The sequence below is a fragment of the Erwinia sp. CGal63 genome, from assembly GCF_037026505.1.
GTDB lineage: Bacteria > Pseudomonadota > Gammaproteobacteria > Enterobacterales > Enterobacteriaceae > Erwinia.
In genome coordinates this window covers 99,946-118,717 of record NZ_JAKUMN010000003.1, presented here as the reverse complement: position 1 = coordinate 118,717, position 18,772 = coordinate 99,946, and the positions used below count along the sequence as shown (strand labels likewise).

General features: G+C 56.8%; 10 protein-coding genes. 1 reads left to right on the top strand and 9 read right to left on the bottom strand.

The features are described 5' to 3' along the window. The 4 genes from MKZ79_RS11790 to MKZ79_RS11775 form a co-directional block, all read right to left on the bottom strand. A complete protein-coding gene (locus MKZ79_RS11790) occupies window positions 1-1,782 on the bottom strand; it encodes a GMC family oxidoreductase (RefSeq protein WP_336142412.1) in 1,782 nt (593 codons plus the stop codon). Next, complete coding sequence (locus MKZ79_RS11785; RefSeq protein ID WP_336142410.1) at window positions 1,782-2,516, bottom strand: gluconate 2-dehydrogenase subunit 3 family protein; 735 nt, start codon at window positions 2,514-2,516, stop codon at window positions 1,782-1,784. The genes MKZ79_RS11790 and MKZ79_RS11785 overlap by 1 nt, the downstream gene beginning before the upstream one ends. Before the next feature lie 543 nt (window positions 2,517-3,059). Next, entirely contained in the window at window positions 3,060-3,485 is a 426-nt protein-coding gene (gene nudI, locus MKZ79_RS11780; protein ID WP_336142407.1) for a nucleoside triphosphatase NudI, read from the bottom strand. Between the two features lie 410 nt (window positions 3,486-3,895). Continuing rightward, entirely contained in the window at window positions 3,896-6,790 is a 2,895-nt protein-coding gene (locus MKZ79_RS11775) for an EAL domain-containing protein (protein ID WP_336142405.1), read from the bottom strand. A gap of 376 nt (window positions 6,791-7,166) precedes the next feature. Between MKZ79_RS11775 and sbmA the strand changes: the two genes are divergently transcribed. Continuing rightward, the gene (sbmA, locus tag MKZ79_RS11770; RefSeq protein WP_336142402.1) at window positions 7,167-8,372 is read left to right on the top strand and encodes a peptide antibiotic transporter SbmA; all 1,206 of its coding nucleotides are present in this window, start codon (window positions 7,167-7,169) and stop codon (window positions 8,370-8,372) included. 42 nt (window positions 8,373-8,414) lie between these two features. Here the strand turns inward: sbmA and MKZ79_RS11765 are convergent, their stop codons facing one another. From MKZ79_RS11765 to MKZ79_RS11745, 5 genes are all read right to left on the bottom strand, one after another. Continuing rightward, window positions 8,415-10,061 carry a dihydroxyacetone kinase subunit DhaK gene (locus MKZ79_RS11765; protein WP_336142400.1) on the bottom strand — a complete coding sequence of 549 codons (1,647 nt, stop codon included), beginning with the start codon at window positions 10,059-10,061 and terminating at the stop codon, window positions 8,415-8,417. 686 nt (window positions 10,062-10,747) lie between these two features. Continuing rightward, window positions 10,748-11,164 (bottom strand): type II toxin-antitoxin system YafO family toxin, encoded by a 417-nt coding sequence (locus tag MKZ79_RS11760; protein ID WP_336142399.1) that lies wholly within the window; start codon window positions 11,162-11,164, stop codon window positions 10,748-10,750. Further along, window positions 11,155-11,682, bottom strand: coding sequence for a hypothetical protein (locus tag MKZ79_RS11755; RefSeq protein WP_336142397.1), 528 nt, complete (start codon window positions 11,680-11,682; stop codon window positions 11,155-11,157). Before MKZ79_RS11755 ends, MKZ79_RS11760 begins: the two co-directional genes overlap by 10 nt. A gap of 126 nt (window positions 11,683-11,808) precedes the next feature. Then, window positions 11,809-13,353, bottom strand: coding sequence for a methyl-accepting chemotaxis protein (locus tag MKZ79_RS11750; RefSeq protein ID WP_336142395.1), 1,545 nt, complete (start codon window positions 13,351-13,353; stop codon window positions 11,809-11,811). Between the two features lie 275 nt (window positions 13,354-13,628). Beyond that, entirely contained in the window at window positions 13,629-18,683 is a 5,055-nt protein-coding gene (locus tag MKZ79_RS11745; RefSeq protein ID WP_336142393.1) for an autotransporter outer membrane beta-barrel domain-containing protein, read from the bottom strand. Window positions 18,684-18,772 lie beyond the last annotated feature (89 nt).

Here is an 18,772-nt window from a genome sequence, read left to right as displayed (position 1 = left end):
TTACGCCTGCACCAACGGCCCTGGGTTTTTAAGGTACTGTTCACGAATCGCTTTCGCCGACCAGTAAGTCAGCGCCGCCACCATGCCGGTCGGGTTGTAGCCCAGGCCCTGTGGGAAAGCGGACGCGCCCGGAACAAACACGTTGTGCACGTCCCAGCTTTGCAGATAGCGGTTAATCGCGCTGGTTTTCGGATCTTCACCCATAATCGCGCCGCCGTTCATATGCGTGGTCTGATAAACGGTGGTATCGAAATGCGTGCCCGGCATTTTCGGCGCTCCGCTGATCAGCTTAGGATTCATCGCTTCGGCGATTTTGTGCATCCGACCGTGCATAAACTGCGACATTTTGATGTCGTTTTCCTGCCAGTCGAAGGTCATACGCAGCAGCGGCTGGCCGAAAGCATCCTTGTAGTTCGGATCCAGATCCAGATAGTTGTTGCGATAGGACTGGTGCGCGCCGTGCGCATCCATCGAAACATGGTGCGTATAGTGATCGGCGACCGCGGCCTTCCATTTGCTGCCCCAGGTCGGCGTGCCTGGCGGCGTCGGCAGGCCGGAAATCGGCTTCACGCCTGCCTGGTTGACCCAGAATGGCGAGCCACCGACAAAGCCATATTTGCCGTGATCGAAGTTGTCGGCGTTGAAGTCGTCCACGCCAACGCCCGCGCCGCCCGCGCCGATAAAGTTGTTGGTGAAAACGTCTTTATCGAAGAAAGCTTTGATGGTGGAGATGTTCTGATAGGCGAAGTTGCGGCCAACCACGCCTTCGTTGGTGACCGGATCGTAAGGCTTGCCGATACCGGAAAGCAGCATCAGATGCACGTTATGGAACTGGAAGGCGGAAAGGATCACCAGATCCGCAGGCTGTTCAATCTCACGGCCCAGCGCGTCGACGTAAGTGACGCCGGTAGCGCGTTTCTTATCATCGGTCAGGTTAACGCGCAGCACGTTGGCGTTTTCACGCAGCTCGAATTTCGCTTCCTGACGCAGCGCAGGCAGCACGTTTACGTTCGGCGACGCTTTGGAGTACATATAGCAGGCGTAGCCGCTGCAGTAGCCGCAGAAATTGCACGGCCCCATCTGCGCGCCGTAGGTATTGGTGTACGGCGCAGAAGTGTTGGCGGAAGGCAGATCGTAAGGATGATAGCCTACGGATTCCGCAGCCTGCGCGAACATCTGCGCGGAGAAAGTCCGCTTCTGCGCCGGCAGCGGAAACTTATCGGAGCGATCCGGCGCAAACGGATTGCCTTTGCCCTGACCGATCACTTTGCCTTTAACGCTCCATTCGGAACCCGAGGTACCGAATACCTTTTCGGCTTTGTCGAAGTACGGCTCCAGTTCGTCATAGGTGACGCCAAAGTCCTGAATGGTCATGCCTTCAGGAATGAATTTTTTGCCGTAGCGCTCTTCGTAATGGCTGCGCATCCGCAGCTCGATTGGATCGACGCGGAAATGCACGCCCGACCAGTGCAGACCTGCGCCGCCGGTGCCGGTGCCGGGCAGAAACGCCGCCAGCTGACGATAAGGCTGCGCGGTTTGCGCCGAATTATGGCGAATGGTCACGGTGCTTTTGGAGAGATCCTGAAACAGCTTTTTACGGATGTTATAGGTCAGCTCGTCGATCACCTGCGGGTAAGCGCCATCGGGATAAGTGTCGCGATGCGGGCCGCGCTCCAGCGCCACCACGTTGAGTCCCGCTTCGGTCAGCTCTTTGGCCATAATCGATCCGGCCCAGCCGAAGCCGACGATCACCGCGTCTACTTTTTTCATTTGATTTGCCATTACGCTCTTTCCCCACGAATCGATACAGGCGGGAACGGATAGCGCTCGCCGCGCTCAACCCAGTCCATAAAATCGGCGCGCGCGCCCGGAAAACCGATCAGCTGCCAGCCGACCATGTTCTGATTGCCGCCGTGGATCGGATCGCTGAAGAAACCTTCGCGAGTGTTCTGCAGCAGGAAAGAGAAGAAAACCTTTGCGGGCACCTGTTTAAACTCCGCCTTGCCCGCTTCAAAAGCCTGCAGCAGCGCGTCCTGCTGCTCAGCGCTCAGATCCGCGAAGACCTTGCCGTGCTGCGCTTTGGCAAAAGCGTCCGCGTCGGCCAGGCCAAGACGGTAGATGTCACGCGGGATCAGCGGATACTGATAGCCCAGCTCTTTATCGGCGTCGGGATGGAAAGGGCCCTGCATATACCAGTTTGAGCCGGTGGCGTAAGGCGTGTTCATCTGGCGGTCGATATATTCCGGCACGCCCGCTTCCAGCGCGCCCGGGCCGCGATCGTCGGCGGGGATCAAACGAGCCACGGCGGCCTTAACAAAAGCGTACTCTTCCGGCGTAAACCAGGTTGGCTGGTAGTCGCGGGCTTTTTGCGGGCCAGCGGGTTCCGGCGCCGCTGCAGCTGGCGCTGGCGCGGTTAACGCGCCAAGGCCCGTGCCGCCAATCGCCACGGCGGGCGCAAGCGTAATAGTTCTCAGCAGAAAGTCCCTGCGGGAGCTTCCGATCTTTTCTTTCGACATGACATTGCCCTATCAAGAATGGCCTGGTTTTATGGCTAATTAAGAATTTGCGATCCCTGACCCACCGACCTGTTTTTTTATAAAAATGGCGCGTCGGCGTGATCTGCATCAATGTTACCGGTAACAATTTCTGAATTTTAACAGGTATTGCCGCAAATATTTAGCGCAAACAAACAAAATGGCACAATTTCATTAACAAATATCAACATGCCGTCGGCCCTGCACCTGGCAGAGAGGAGATGACAAAGGCGAGATGAGTCGCAAAGCGGACTGGCTGACGTTATCGCCAAAGGCCAAAACCATGTCTTACGCTGACGTGACGTGCAGGCATTGGGGCCAAGCTTCTGAGCTATAGGCTATCAGCGGAGTCCATTGCGCCTGAGGTGCGGTTGATGCTGTGTGCATCTAACGATTGAGAGTTTCACTGCCGGGCTGTTCTGGCACCAGATATCGGGAGGCGATTTTTGAGATCCTCCGCCGGTGTTTTTCAGGGCGCATGATAACTACATTGTCATCCCCAGCCTGAAAGCCAGGGATGCCTCATTAAATGATACCTTTTTGGGCGAATTTGACGCGGGTCGCTTCATTTAAATCCATGCTTTTTATCGCTTCAGGCGCGACCCAGGCTATTTCCTGAAACTCTTCGTTAAACGTAACGGCGCGATTAGCGCTGATGCAATCAAATATCAGATAAATCATATAGATATCTTCAGTGGTGCCATCCGCATAGGTTTTAGTCCGAATGTCGTCACGAAAGGCCCACGGCTTAATATCGGTGATAATCAGCTCGTCGCCTAACTCTTCCTTGATTTCGCGCCTGAGAGCGGCTTCCATCGTCTCACCCGGCTCCATACCACCACCAGATAACGCCCATTGTCCCGGAAATACGCCACGATCGGCAGCCATTTTACAGAGCAGAAACTCGCCGTCATTTTGTATAACAGGGCACACAATTATTCTCTGACGCATTTTATCTCCTTAATAAGAGTGCTGGAGAAAAAAGCATCCCGGGTACCTGGATTATGAAAACAGAGATTGCAGCGTGCAGTTATTCTAAAATCTAAAAGCAGGTTACTAATATTCATTACAAATCCTTTAACGTTGAATTTCAGCACCATACCCATAAAAAAAGAATGGATATCGCTACACCATACGCTCAGACCGGACAGGTTTAAAGCTTAAATCTCGTACAAGTGTTTAGCGCGGCGGCAGAGCCTGATGTTTCCCGGCTTATGCCCCTGATTAGGGTCAGAACCGGGAGCCGCAGGAATTTCAACGGTTGCAGCGCAGTATCTTATTTTTGACCAAAAAAAACGGAAGTTTCCTTCCGTTGCTATTGCCGATCGTCTGCTGACAAGCGCTGAAACGCCCTTCGTTTTCTATTCCAGAATCGCAGGCCGAATTTTCGTCTCCTGCTTTTCATTGACGCCAAACAGCTTGAGGCGCGTTTCCGACGGCTGCGGGCGGCCGAAATAGTAGCCCTGGAACAGCGTGCAGCCTTCAATCTTCAGCTGCTCGAACTGCTCGCTGTTTTCCACGCCTTCCGCCGTAATCTGAATATCCAGGCTGCGGCTCATACCGGTAATGGCGCGAATAATCGCCAGTGCCTCGCGGCTCTCTTTCATATCGTTAATAAACGACTTGTCGATTTTGATTTTATCGAAGGGAAAAGATCGCAGATAGCTGAGCGAGGAGTAGCCGGTGCCGAAATCGTCCAGCGCGATGCGTACGCCCAGCTTTTTCAGCTTTTGCAGAATGCGGATATTCACCAGCGTGTTGTCCAGCAGCACCGATTCGGTGATCTCCACCTCCAGCCGATGCGGCGCCAGACCGGACTCTTTCAGCGCCGCCTCTACGACAGAGACCAGCGAGCTGTTTTTAAACTGCAGCGGCGAGAGGTTAACCGCCACGCTCTGGTGATCCGGCCACTTCGCCGCCTCGCGGCAGGCTTCATGCAGGGCAAAGGCGCCCAGCGAATGAATCAGCCCGGTTTCTTCCGCCACCGGAATAAAGTCGAGCGGCATAATCAACCCCTGTCTTGGGTGATGCCAGCGCATCAGCGCTTCGTAGCTGATGATCTGCTGCCCTTCGCCGTTAGTGATCGGCTGATAGTAAAGCTTGAGATGACGATGGGTCATTGCCTCGCGCAGATCGGTTTCAATCATGCGCCGCTTGCTGGCGGCTTCGCCCATTTCACTGGAGAAGTGCTCAAAGCGGTTGCGGCCATTACGTTTGGCCTCGTAGAGCGCCATATCGGCGCAGCGCAGCAGCTCGTCAGGCGTAGTCAGGCCGCCTGCGGCGATAGAGATGCCAATGCTCAGTCCAACCGACAGGTTGTGCCCGTCCACGCTGAAGGTTGGCCGGATCGCCTCGATCAGCCTTTGTGCCACGGCTTCCGCCTCCAGCTGCTGCGTCAGGCCGGGCAGCACAATAGAAAACTCATCGCCGCCGTTGCGCGCCAGCGTGTCCTGTTCGCGCAGCACGCCGCGCAGGCGACTGGCGACGGCGCGCAGCAGATCGTCGCCGACCTGGTGGCCGAGCGCGTCGTTAACGTTTTTGAAATTATCCAGATCCAGGCAGAGCGCCGCCGTCTGCTTGCCGGTATCGAAATCGTTACGCAGCGCCTCGTTCAACCGCTGGCTGAACAGCACGCGATTCGGCAGGCTGGTCAGGTTATCGTGATGCGCCATATGGTGGATACGCGCGTCCGCCGCCCGCTGATCGGTGACGTCGTCGGCAATCAGCAGCACATAGTTATTGTGAGTGTCGTTACCGTGAATGATGGAAGCAGATGCGTTAATGATGCGCTCGCCGCCGCGTGTACGCAGCATCTGCTCGTTTTTATGCACGCCTTCGTTGCGTTGCGCGGCGGTCGCCAGCTGAGCGAAGTAGCTGCAGAGTTCCGAAGGCATAAAGTCGGCCAGCCTCTTGCCGCTCACCTCTTTCATTTTTACGCCCAGCAGCTGCTCCGCCTTGCTGTTCAGCAACAGCACCTCGCGCGACACCACGTCTTCCACTATCACGCAGGAAGGAATGTTAGCGATAATGGTGTCGAGAAAAGTCGATAGCGAGGCCATTTTCTGGCTGTTCTGCTCCGCCAGATCTTTGGCGCGCAGGATCTGCTGTTCATACTCGCGCACTTCGGTACAGTCACGAGTGATTTTGGCGAAGCCGAGCAGTTTGCCCTCTTCGGTATAGATAGCTTCGATAACCACATGCGCCCAGAAAGCGCTGCCGTCCTTGCGATAGCGCCAGCCCTGATCTTCAAAGCGACCAGCGCTTTGCGCGATAGACAAATTTTTATCAGGCAGACAGGCGAAACGATCCTGCGCGCTGTAAAAGCAGGAGAAGTGTTTACCGACGATCTCGCTGGCGGTGTAGCCTTTGGCTCGATGCGCGCCCGCGTTCCAGTTCACCACATGCCCTTTGGGATCGAGCATATAGATAGCGTAGTCGGTGACGCCTTCCACCAGCAGGCGGAACACCTGCTCTCTTTCGCGCTGTTCGCGCAGCAGGCGCTGCTGTTCGGTACAGTCGCGAGTGATTTTGGCATAGCCGATCAGCTTGCCGTCGTCATCATGAACGGCGTCGATCACCACGTGTGCCCAGAAAGAGGTGCCGTCTTTGCGATAGCGCCAGCCCTGCTCTTCGAAGCGACCGGTGCGCAAAGCGGTTTTCAGGTTAGTTTCCGGAAGTTTAGCCAGCCGATCCTGAGTGCTGTAGAAACAGGAGAAATGCTTACCGACGATTTCATCGGCGGTATAGCCTTTGGCACGCCTTGCCCCTTCGTTCCAGTTCACCACGTAGCCGTCCGGATCCAGCATATAGATGGCGTAGTCGGTAACGCCTTCCACCAGCAGGCGGAATTTTTGCTCCTGCGCGCGCTGTTCGGCAAGCTGGGCCTGCTGTTCGGTGCAGTCGCGGGTGATTTTGGCAAAGCCGACTACCGCGCCGTCGTCGTCGTAGACGGCATCGATAATAACATGCGCCCAGAAAGCGCTGCCGTCTTTGCGATAGCGCCAGCCTTCGGTTTCAAAACGCCCGACTTCTCTGGCGGTTGCCAGGCTGCGCTGCGGCACGCCTTTTTGCTGGTCTTCCTCGCTGTAAAAACAGCTAAAATTTTTGCCGATAATCTCTTCCGGCAAATAGCCTTTCGCCCGCTCCGCGCCCGCATTCCAGTTGGCTACGGTGCCGTCAGGCTCCAGCATATAAATGGCGTAGTCGACTACGCTCTGTACCAGCAGCCGGTACATGACATCGTTATTTTCGTTCATTCTCTTTCCGCCTGGAGGACGCTGTCCCGAAGAAGGCCTGGCCTGCAGATAAGCCCGTAGAAGCAGGCTTTTCCCGTAAGTCTGACTTTTCTGAGAAAATCCCGCGCCGCTGTTCCCTGTAAAAACTTGCTGAATCAGGCTCCGGAGCCTGAAGGGGCTTAATAGTTATCGGCTTCGTCTAAATAATATTCAGCATTTATTTTCCCTTTATCGTTCAGGGAGATAAAACAGATTTTTATCGAAAAAAACAGACCTTATAAGCAATTGAAACCGAATTATTACCGAAACAGGCAATCTGACACCAGCAGATACAAAGCACGCAAGACCATTAACAGGGAATCGCGTTAGATAGGCAGATTCCCGTTCTGGAGTTGCTATGTTTAAATCCTTTTTCCCTCGGCCCGCGCTGTTTTTCAGCAGCGCCGCTATCTGGTGCGCCGTTGCTATCGTCGTCTGGTTCGCAGGCGGCAAAAACTGGCTCTTTCATTTTGCGCCCTTTGCGCATCAGGAGCCGCTGCCCAACAACGCGCTGCGCTTTATTGCTCCTTCGGCAATCGCTTTTTACCTCTATTATTTGGCTGCTTTCGCGCTGTTTGCAGGTTTCTGGCGCTGGTTCAGCCCACATCCCTGGCAGCGCTGGTCGGTAGCCGGTTCAGCGCTGATTATCTTTGTGACCTGGTTTTCCGTGCAGATGAACGTGGCGGTCAACGCCTGGTACGAGCCGTTTTACGATCTTATCCAGCGCGCGCTAACCCATCCCAATTCGGTGCCGATCGCCACGCTTTATCAGCAGCTTGTGGGGTTTCTTAGCATCGTGCTGATTGCCGTGCTGGTGGATGTGCTGAATATGTTTTTTATCAGCCACTATATTTTTCGCTGGCGTACGGCGATGAACCACTACTACATGGCGCACTGGTCGCGGCTGCGCGGGATTGAGGGCGCAGCGCAGCGCGTGCAGGAAGATACTATGCGTTTCGCCTCCACGCTGGAGGATATGGGCGTCAGCCTGATCAACGCCGTGATGACGCTCATCGCTTTTCTGCCGGTGCTGGTTGGGCTGTCGGGACATGTGAAAAACGTGCCGCTGCTGGGCGATCTGCCCTATGCGCTGGTGATTGCCGTGGTGCTCTGGTCGCTGCTGGGTACCGGGCTGCTGGCTGCGGTAGGCATTAAGCTGCCGGGCCTGTCGTTTCGTAACCAGCGTGTGGAAGCGGCCTACCGTAAAGAGCTGGTTTACGGCGAGGACGATCCTGCGCGCGCCACTCCGCCGACGGTGCAAAACCTGTTCTGGCTGATACGGAAAAACTATTTCCGCCTCTATTTTCACTATCTCTATTTCAATATCGCCCGCTCGCTCTATCTGCAGCTTGACGCCGTTTTCGGGCTGGTAGTGCTGTTTCCTTCTATCGTCGCCGCCGCGATTACCTTCGGGCTGTTACAGCAGATCAACAATGTTTTCGAGCAGGTGCGCGGCGCTTTCCAGTATCTGGTCTATTCGTGGAGCACGCTGGTGGAGCTGCTCTCCATCTATAAACGTCTGCGGCTGTTCGAGCAGGTGCTGGACAGGGAAGAGGCGGCATAACGAAAGGGCGCGAAAGAATCCGCGCCCCGGCTGATGCTGCGGCTACTTCTGCGCCGCCAGCCTGGCGAACACCTGCTCGACCGCATAAGCGCCCGGATCTTTCACGCCGTGCAGACTCTCTTTATTCAGGTAGGAAGAGCGTCCCGCCTGCGCTTTGCTCATCTGCGCCGTCTTCTCCGCGCCCTCTTTCGCGGCGGCGGCCGCTTCGCTCAGCCCTTTGCCGGCGACTAACGCAGCGAAAGCCGGCTCCAGCGCGTCGATCATGGTGCGATCGCCCGCCCGCGCGCCGCCGTAGTGCTGCATCCGCTCCAGACCATAGCTCAGCGCCTGCGCCAGCGGTTCGCCCTCTTCCAGCTTCTGTCCGGCGGAGGTGAACATAATCGACATCAACACGCCGCTGGAGCCGCCCATAACGACCGCCAACGCTTCGCCGATCAGCGTCAGCAGGCTTTCCGGTTCGTTCAGCGGCAGCCTGTTCGCTTCCAGCTCTTTCAGGATTTTTTTCGCACCGGCAGCGAAGGTTGAACCGGTATCGCCGTCGCCCACTTTCGCGTCCAGCTGGTTCAGCTCGTTCTCCAGTTCCGCCAGCGTGCGGCATACGGTAGTCACCACAGCGGCGGCCTGGGCGTTTTCAGAAGGCGTAAAGCTCTGCTGCCGCGCGGCTTTCTCTCCCTTCACCGTGGTTAATTCGCCAGGCTTAAAAGCGGGCAGCCAGCCGCTGGCTTCGACCGGCGCCTGTAGCGCTTCCGCCAGCGCGTCGGTCAGCTGCAGCGTGGAAAGCGAGAAGCCTTTCATATCCAGCGCGCTGACCAGCGTCGCCGGGCCAATCAGCAGCGCCACGTTTTTTCCCAGCGGGGAATGCAACACTTCGCGGGTCAGTACTGCCATTTCCAGCGTGGAAAAACCGCCCAGATTATTGATTAGCAATGCGGTTTTCTTGTTTTCCGGATTGTGCTCCGCCAGCTTTTCCGCCATTAGCGCGACAATCTCACGGCTGTCCTGGGTTTTCAGCGTGGTGGCGCCAGGCTCGCCATGAATCCCCATGCCCAGCTCGCTTTGTCCCTCTTTAACGCGCTCGTCACGCTTTTCGCCAGGCACATGGCAACTGCTGAAGGCCAGGCCGAGACTGGCGGTGGCAGCAATCGCTTCGTTGGCGGCCGCCGTGACCTCTTCCAGCGATTTGCCGCTGGCCGCGGCGTAGCCAGCGACTTTGTGAATCAGCGCCGTGCCTGCGATACCGCGCGGTTGCGGATTGTCCGGCAGCGCAATGTCGTCGGTGACCATCACTAATCCGACCTTAAAGCCCAGCTTTTTCGCCTTTTCCGCCGCCAGGCCGAAGTTCAGCCGGTCGCCCGTGTAGTTTTTTACGATCAGCAGGCAGCCTTTTTCACCCGTGACGTTGATGATGACGCTAAGCACCGCCTCTACGCTCGGCGAGGCGAAGATATCGCCGCAGACGGCGGCGGTCAGCATACCTTTGCCGACGAATCCCACGTGCGCCGGTTCATGACCCGAACCGCCGCCGGAGATTAACGCTACCTGCGACTTATCCCAGTCGTTGCGTACCACGACCCGAATGTCGTCGCCCGCGTCCAGCAGGCTGAGATTGTGATACGGATTGCCGATTAGCGCGCCTTCTGTCGCTTCGCTGACCAGATCGCTTTTTTGGTGCATAAAAAACTGACTCATAACCCTTTGTTCTCCTGGCTGAAAAAAGAGGTGCACGAGTCACTAACTGTAGCTGAATTCCCGCTGCGCTCGCGCAGAAACCAGGCGCGCGATAAAAGGGAATATTGACGATAGAGTGGAATCAATTTTGCGTTTATACAGAGAGAGATTTCATTGGCATTGCCAAAAAAACAACAGAAGATTTTATATTTTATCGGTCGCGTTAATCGCGCTTATCGCCTGACCCGCTGGTCGGGCCTGTGCGCACTCACCATAGGATAAGTCTCAATAGAACAAATTAGTACCATGATATTTAAGGTGTTTATTATTTAATACCCCGGTATTATTCCTAATTATCGACCACATTTGGTTTTGAGATTGCAGTATATCAGTCACTTATTATACAGTTTTCATTATCGTTCTGCGGTCGCGGGTAATAAAAGCTTCATCGTTAATGAACGCACAGGCCGGTAAAGCAGGCGATTTTTTACCCTCCCGTAGCAGGATAAGCTTCATCACGTCATCACCAGGGCGTTATGCGGAGCAGGTCGCAAGACCTGCTCTTTTTTTATGCGTGCTCCAGGTGCTGTAAATCGATAACGTCCGGCCTCCAGCGATGGAGGCCGATCAGGATACAGCCAGAGATAGCAACGATTCGGGTAAGAGTTTAACGTAAAAGAAGCTTGAGTAAGCCGCTGAAGAATTAATCAGGATGCATGAAAAGCTTCAGCTATTTCAGAAAAATAGCTAAGTAAACGATTATCTTTAGCTGGCATCTTTTCATGCGCAGGGGTGACCAACCCCATAAGCAAAAATCGGCCTGTTTCCCACATATGCTCGGTGTAAACAAGATAATGGTTAGTTGTTCGGGCATAATTTTCTTTGCGGATATGCCAGCTTTTTTCGTTATATAAATTAACATGGATATGATGGATATTTGCTTCAACAGCAAAGGGAGGAAAATCGAAAGGCACATCACGGCCTAACAAATCGGAAGGCGCGCCTGTTTCCTTAAAAAGGATGAATTCTGCTTTCAGCTGGTTTTCAAGATGGGGATAAATCAGAAAAGTGGGAAGGAAAAATGCTTCCCACGTAGTCGCGCTATATTCAGCCGTTACAGCCACTTACCTGCAGCCCTGTTGCCGGTATTAAGCAAATGGCGCATAGCGTTTACATCTACGTCAGAATGACGTACGTCAGTTTTACGTTCCAGCTGCTCGATTAAGCTAAGATAGTTTTTGGCTGCGATACTGACCATTTTAATTGCTTTTACGAACATAAACTCAACAGAGGTTTTCTCCCAGGCTGTCATTACCGCTTTTTCAGGCAACATCAACACGAAGGATTCAGCAATGCCGGTCAGATGAACAACTTTATTTTTTATCTCCTGGGCCAACGTGACGGCTGCGCACCAATTTTCATCAGCGCAGCGCGCCAGCTCCGCGCGGCTTTCACGAATCTCTGTAGCCATAATGCTAAGCGCTGTAGTCAGATCCCGGATGTCGGTTTTGTTGACCTTCATACCCATCTCGTAAACTTTTTCGACAATCATAGGCTGACGTACAACTGCTTCGGCCTGGGGCTGAAGACTGGCAATAACGAGCGCGACGGCTGCCTGTAAATGCTGAATATTAAGTTTCAAGATAACCTCCCTACATCCATCGTCCGTCTGACGAGGCATAACATTCTACTCTTCAACTTCACTATAAGCCAAAAAATATTGAGTGCTTAAACAGCAGATCCCGGCAGAGTACCACCGGGATCTGCGTTAGCGGAACACGCTGATCGCTTCGACCAGCCGCGTCGCCTGGTGGGTCATACGGCCTGAAGCCTGCGCGCCCTCTTCCACCCGTTCGGCGTTTTGATGGGTAATGTTATCCAGCTCCTCTACCGCCAGGCTTACTTCGCTCAGCGCCGTGGCCTGCTCGGCGGTGGCCGAACTGATCTGTCCCACCAGCGAAGTGACGTTCTGCACCTGAGAAACGATCTCTTCCATGGTTTTGCCTGCGCCGTCGACGTGGACACTGCCGGATTCCACCTTCAGCGTGCTGTTCTCAACCAGCGTTTTGATTTCGCTGGCGGCTTTCGCGCTGCGCTGCGCCAGGCTACGCACTTCGCCCGCTACTACGGCGAAGCCCTTGCCCTGCTCGCCCGCGCGGGCGGCTTCCACGGCGGCGTTCAGCGCCAGGATGTTGGTCTGAAAAGCGATGCCGTCGATCACGCTGGTAATATTGGCGATTTTCTTCGAGCTGTCGGCAATTTCCACCATCATGCTGACCATATCTTTCATCACCACGCCGCCTTTGGTCGCCGCGTCGCGCGTGGCGGCGGAAAGGGAATTCACCTGCTGCGCCGTTTCGGTATTGCTTTTCACCGTGGCGGTTAGCTCATTCATGGTTGCAGCGGTTTGCTGGACGTTGGCCGCGGCCTGCTCGGTGCGGCGACTGAGTTCATTGTTGCCCTGCGCGATAGCGTCGCTGGCGCTCATCACGTTGATCGCCTGTCCGCTGACATCGTCCACCAGCCAGCGGAACATCAGCCCCAGCTGACCCACGGCGCGCAGCGTGGTGCCGATCTCATCCACGCGATCCATCTGGTCGACCTTATGACAGGCGCCGGTTGCCACGCTCAGCGCCTGTTTGCACAGCCGCTCGACGGGACGGGAGATCTGCTGTTCAAGCCAACCGGAGGCCAGCAGCAGCAGCACGGCCATCATGGCGCTGAAGATCGCCAGCGACTGGCCCGGTAGCCCAAGCGTCCAGACGCCCGCGACAGAGAGCGGCCACAGCGCCATCAGCGCGGAACGAATACGCCAGCGCAGCGACATGGTTTTAAACAGCGAGGCCCAGCGCAGCGCGCCGGTACGTACCAGCAAACCTTTATGAAAGCGCCAGCCAGTCCGCTTGCCTTCGCGAAACTCTTTATACAGCTTTTCGGCCTGGCCGATCTCCTGCGCGTCTGGCCTGGTGCGCACGGACATATAGCCCTGTACCTGACCGTTGCGCACCACCGGAATCGCGTTGGCGCGCACCCAATAGTGGTCGCCGTTCTTACGGCGGTTTTTCACCAGCGCGCTCCAGGGTTCGCCCTGTTTCAGCGTCGCCCACATATCGGCGAACGCTTCCGGCGGCATATCCGGATGGCGCACGATATTGTGAGGCTGTCCGGCAATCTCTTCCGGCGTAAAGCCGCTGACCTTGATAAAGGCGTCGTTGGCATAGGTGATATGGCTGCTGGCGTCGGTGGTGGACATCAGCGTGGCGTTATCGTCAAACACAAATTCCTGCTGTGTTACGGGTTGATTGGTGCGCATGAAGTGAATCCTTGAGGCGGGATTGGGCTTTAAGTGAATAAATTACCTTTTGTTATATTTTCGGCCCATCGCGCCCGAACTTTAGTTGCTAAAGCTAAATTCCCGTTGAGCGGCAAAAAACGGCAAAGCCAGATGGCAAGCCAGCTAGCGTAAAAGGAACCGGTTCCGGCGGCTGGCAAGACCTTGCGAAAGATAAGTCATTATTATGCAGCGATGTTTTAGTGAGCCGTGCGCCTGTGGCGGATGCGGGCCAGATCGCGCTGGCCCGCGCCGTGTCAGAATGTCCACCTCACGCCCGCGTTATAACCCCAGCCTTTGCCCCCGTTGCCGTCGATCTCTTTGCGGTAGTCAGCCTCGGCATAGAGCGACAGCGTATCGGTAAAGGCGGCGGTGCCGCCGACGCCAATCTCCCACATCTGGCCGAACTTGCCGCTGCTAAAGCGCTGCTCAAGGCCCTCGGTGCCTTTCGCGCCGACGGTGGTTTTGGCCTGGCCGCCCCAGCCTTTATAGTAGTTAGCGCGCAGCCAGGGCGTATACTCGCGGCCGCCGGCGTCGCTCCAGCGCCGGTCCAGCTTCGCGCCTACTCGCCCGATAGTCTGATCGTAGTCGTCATATTTCACCGCCAGATTCTCCTTATCGCTGAAGTTGTCCAGCCCCAGATGCAGATAAGTCAGCTGCGCCTGCGGCTCCAGCCTTATGCCGCTGACGAGATCGACTGGATAGCCGCTCTCCAGCGAAGCGCTCCAGCCTTTGCCTTTGATCTTCGCTACATCCTGTTTGCGGGCGATGTCCGTTTCACCGCGGTGCCAGCTGTAGGAGAGCGTGCCGTCAAGATAAAAGCCGCTTTCCTGTAGCCAGGTGCTATAGAGCGCCAGCGTGTCGCTGTCGAATGCGGTGCTGCTATAGCCGTCGGCCGCGTCCGGACGGATTCGGCTGTTGCCGCGCGTATAAGCGACGCCGCCGCGCAGGCTGCCGTTCTCGCCGTCCAGATGCAGCACGTTGCCGCCGACCTGCAGCGCGCTGTAATCCATATCAACGTTGTAGCCGAAGTCCCTGAAGCTCTGGCTGGTGCTGTAGCGCATATTGGCGCCGGTGTAGCGCAGGAACATTTCGCCGTCGCTGCCCCGATCCTGACTCTGCCGCAGCTCGCCCAGCCGGTTGTGCAGGTCGTTAAGCGTCGCGGCCGAGTAGTAAGCCAGGCCGACAGGCGCGGAAACATAGGACGGAACCTGCGGCACAACCGCGGCACGCGAAGATGAACCCTCGCTGACGATGCCGTTGGCCAGGCGATAGTCCCAAAACTGGTTGCCGCTGCCGTCCACCAGCCGTTGGGCGGCGTCGCTGCTGCCCGGCGCGAAGCTGTAGAGATCGTAGCGCCACGGCCCTGCGGCCAGATAGCCGCCCTGCAGCGCGAAGCTGTCGGCGCTGGCGTTGCCCGCTACCTGCGCCAGCGACACGCCCCGGCTGGCATCGCCTGGCGCGTTCTGACTCACCCCGCTGCCTGCCGCTGGCGTGACGTTGATTAGCGTGATGCCGTTGACGTCGCCGTTCACCCGCAAGGTATCGCTGTTCTGCTCGCCGCTAAGCGCGCTGACCAGCTTCAGCGTGCCGTTCAGCGAGTTCAGCGTGCCGTTAATAGTCAGCGTATTACCCGGCGATCCCGCGCCGTTGGTCAGATCCAGCGTGCCGGCGTTGTTTACCGTCAGCGAATCGTTGGTTCCGCCCGTTAACACCGGATTGACGTTGTTTCCGGCATAGAGCGTAGAGGCGCCGTCAATGTTGATGGTGCTGTGCGCCAGCTTGAGGTTGTCGGTTAGCGTCCAGGCGGTGCGGTAAAAGTTGATGGTGCTCCAGCCCGCGCCCAGGTTGACGCCGCGCAGCGGATCGTCGCTGGCGAAAGTACCGCCGCTGGCCGCAATCTCGCTCAGGCTGAGCGTGCTGCCTTCGCCGCCTGCGGTAGTGATATGGCCAACGTTGGCCAGGCTGACGTTCTGCACGAATGCCTGATTATCAACGCCGCCGCCCATCGTCAGATTGCCGTTAATGGTGCCGCCGGTCAGCGCCAGCGTATCTGTGCCTTCGCCGGTATCGATATCGCCGTTGACCGCGCCGCCCACCAGCGCGATTTCATCATTGGTCGCGCCGCCAACTACCAGCGGCGTATCCGGGTACTCCGCGCCAATGGATCCTTCGTTGATAAACACCGTCTGACCGCCGCGCAGGTCGATAACCGGCGCCACCGTACTCCAGGAGTAGATTTCGCCACGGTTGATCACTTCGCTGGCGGTGCTGGTGACGATTGCCGAGCCGCCGCCTTCGCGCGTCACGTAGATATTGCCTTCGGTAATAACCTGTCCTGTAGTCTTCGCCCGAATACCCGTACCGCCATCGCCGGTCAGAATCGCCATGCCGCGCGGCAGCAGCATATCGTTGCTGGTTGTCGAGCCGTCGGCGTTGGCAAAGGTATAGCCCGTCGCGCCGCCGGAAGGCTCGATGGTTACGCTGCCCTGCGGATCGATCGACACAGCGGAACGGATACCGCTGCTGCCGTTGCCGCGCGCGTAGATATAGGTGCTGGTCATGGCGATATTGGTGGTTTCAGCAAGGTTATTCAGCGCGCTGCCGCTGCCCGTCACCGTAATGGTGGTGCCGTCGACCGACAGCCCTGCCACGCCTTTCTCAAGTCGGATGCCGTCGGCGCTGCCGTCGCCCTCAATCAGGTTACGGAAAATGCCGTCGCCCAGTACGCTGAAATTCGCGCCGCTGTTTACCCGTACGGCTGCGATGCCGTCGCTGGCGACAAGCTGCGCGCTTTCCGGAAAATAGCGGCTGTCGCCTTCGCTGGCCTCCAGCGCGATGCCGGACGCGACCTGGATGCTGCCGGTATTAAACAGCGCGCCGTTGCGCAGGCGGACGCCGGTATTATTGGCGCCTGTCAGGTCGATTCGCCCGCTATTGCTCAGGATGTAGCCCACGTCAAAACCGGTGATAGCGCTGCCCGCGCCCGTCACCTCGCTGCGATTGCTTACAACGCTATAGTCAGTGTCGCTGTAGCCGCCCAGCGCGTTGTCGCCGTTAAGCACGAGGGGACTGCTGATGGTCACGCTGCCGCTGTTAAGCGCTTTAACGGCCGTTGCGCCATCGCCGCTAACGGTAAAGCGATCGGTGCTGCCCGCGTAGCCGCCATCGGCGACGATGCCGCTGCTGGCCGCGCCGCTCAGCGTGATATCGCCTGCGGAAGTGGCGTAGAAGTTGCCGAGGTTAAGCTGATATAGCGTTGCGTTGGCCGCGCTGACGTCGATAGTCGGGCCGTTGCTGTAGATAATCGCGTTGTAGCCTGTCGCCAGATAGCCGGTCTGATTGTCGTGATGGAAAGTCAGCGAGCTGCTTTTATCGACGATCAGGCTTCCGCCTCGTTCCACCATGGCGCCGGTCGCAGAGTCGCCGTTAAGGTTGATAGCGCCTTGCTGGGTGAAAGTGGATGTGAATCCGGAAACCAGCACGCCGCGCGAAGGCGCCGTTTCACTGCCGCCGTTAACGTTAATGCTGCCGCTGGACCAGACGCTGGCGCTGCCGTCGACGGAAAGCACCTTGATGCCGGTGCTGTTGCCGCCGTTTAAATTAATGGTGCCCGCGTTGCCCACCAGGCCATCGCTGCCGGCGTCAATCGCCAGCATGCCGATATTCTCTTCGGGCTGCAAAGTCGCGCGCCCGTCGATATCGATAACGCCGTTGTTCAGCATCTGGCCGTTCGGGGCGTTATCCGCCTGCATGGCGACGCTGCCTTCGGTTAGCGAACCCAGCACGATGCGGCCATTATTGACGGCGCGGCCGTTCAGAATAGTATGGATCCCCACTGAGTTATTGAGATGGACGTCGGTTGTCTCGTCCGTCGGCTTATTCTGCGGCGAACGCCCCAGGTAAAGCGTTCCGCCCTCGGCGTTCACAAAGCTGGCGTCGCCGCCGTTAACAGAAACGCCCTGAGCGCTTGACCAGTCAGAGACGCCAACGTTGATAGTGCCATTGTTGACCGCGCTGCCGCCGTAAACCGACAGCGTATTGCTGCGGCCCGTACTGTTGATAACGCCGTTATTGATAAAGCGGCTGCCGTCCTGCAACGCTACCGTGTCGTTGCTGTAGTCAACCGTGGCGCTGTCCACGCCGGTGCCGTCCGCCTTGTTGAAAAAGCCGCCGTTAATAACGCCGTTATTGATGCCCTTGCTGCCGCTAAGCAGCTCAAGCGCCTGGCTAACAGTGTTCGCGCCGTTGCCGGTGCTGGAAACTTTGCCGTCGACGATCGCCGTCGCGCCGTTGGAGGCCTGCACCGCACTGCTGGCGTTGACCACTTCCAGCACCGCGCCCGCCTTAACGCTGACGGTAGCTTTGGGGCCGTCGGCGCTCAGCACGATCAGATCGCCGACCGGTTGCGCGGCTTCGTCATTGTCGTTTTGCATCACCTTGTTGTAGACAATATTGCCGCTGGTGATAACTACCGCTTTATCCAGCTCGCTGCGATAGCTGTCGGGGCTGAGGCGGCCGCTTTGCAGCTGCTCGATCAGCCAGTTGTTGTAGTTTTTAAAGTCGTTAAAGCTGGTGACGTTAAAATTTGTCGTGACGTTATCTTTGGTGGTGACGCTGAACGCTCCCTGATAAAAGGCGACGTTATCGACAGGATAGTTCAGGTAAGGGCCGCCATAGGGCGGCGGCACTGAGGTAAAAGTGAGGCGGTTGTTCGATTCCCAGTTCATATTGCCGCTGCCGCTGGCCGTAAACAGCCGGCTCTGTTTGGCCGCCATCTGCCAGCCGTTGGTTTCGGCGGTTGATGCCGCGCCCGCCTCGCCAATATCGACGTTGATGGTGCCTTTACTGACCTGCGCGACGCGGGCGTTAATATATTGGCCGCCGTTCACGTCGACATAGTTCGGCACTTCCGTCTCCATGCCGATAGCGGGAAGCTCGACCATATTGGCGGAATTAAATACATCAAAAGTGTTATTGCCGCTGCCGTCCGTATCAGGCAGCGTAATGGTGTAGTCGGCACTGCCCGGATCGAGGCGCGACTGGCCTACCAGAGAATAATCCGTTCTGCCGCCGTAGTGCTCGCGCAAATAGCCCAGCGAAAAGCTCTGCTCGCCGGTGAGGCCAGGCGAAAATTGCTGCACGCCGCTCAGCGTTTGCGTCGAACCGTTGCAGACGCAAAACACGCCGGCCTTATTATCGTTTACGTAGGGCGAAAAAGGTTTCAGCGTTGCCGCCAGCGCGGCGGACGCGGGAATAAAAGCGCCCTGCGCCGCGATAAGGCTCAGAAAAAGGGGATGTAATTTAAACAAGGATATTTCCTCCAGAGCTGAAGAAAAAATAAAAACGCCTCGCCGGAAGAGATACCTTTTGCAAATAGCAGGCTCACGGCGTGACAAAA

What these genes read in the sequence shown, in the direction of transcription:
- sbmA (WP_336142402.1), top strand. Translation starts at nt 7,167, where the DNA reads ATGTTTAAATCCTTTTTCCCTCGGCCCGCGCTGTTTTTCAGCAGCGCC.
- MKZ79_RS11775 (WP_336142405.1), bottom strand. Translation starts at nt 6,790, where the DNA reads ATGAACGAAAATAACGATGTCATGTACCGGCTGCTGGTACAGAGCGTA.
- MKZ79_RS11765 (WP_336142400.1), bottom strand. Translation starts at nt 10,061, where the DNA reads ATGAGTCAGTTTTTTATGCACCAAAAAAGCGATCTGGTCAGCGAAGCG.
- MKZ79_RS11785 (WP_336142410.1), bottom strand. Translation starts at nt 2,516, where the DNA reads ATGTCGAAAGAAAAGATCGGAAGCTCCCGCAGGGACTTTCTGCTGAGA.
- MKZ79_RS11750 (WP_336142395.1), bottom strand. Translation starts at nt 13,353, where the DNA reads ATGCGCACCAATCAACCCGTAACACAGCAGGAATTTGTGTTTGACGAT.
- nudI (WP_336142407.1), bottom strand. Translation starts at nt 3,485, where the DNA reads ATGCGTCAGAGAATAATTGTGTGCCCTGTTATACAAAATGACGGCGAG.
- MKZ79_RS11790 (WP_336142412.1), bottom strand. Translation starts at nt 1,782, where the DNA reads ATGGCAAATCAAATGAAAAAAGTAGACGCGGTGATCGTCGGCTTCGGC.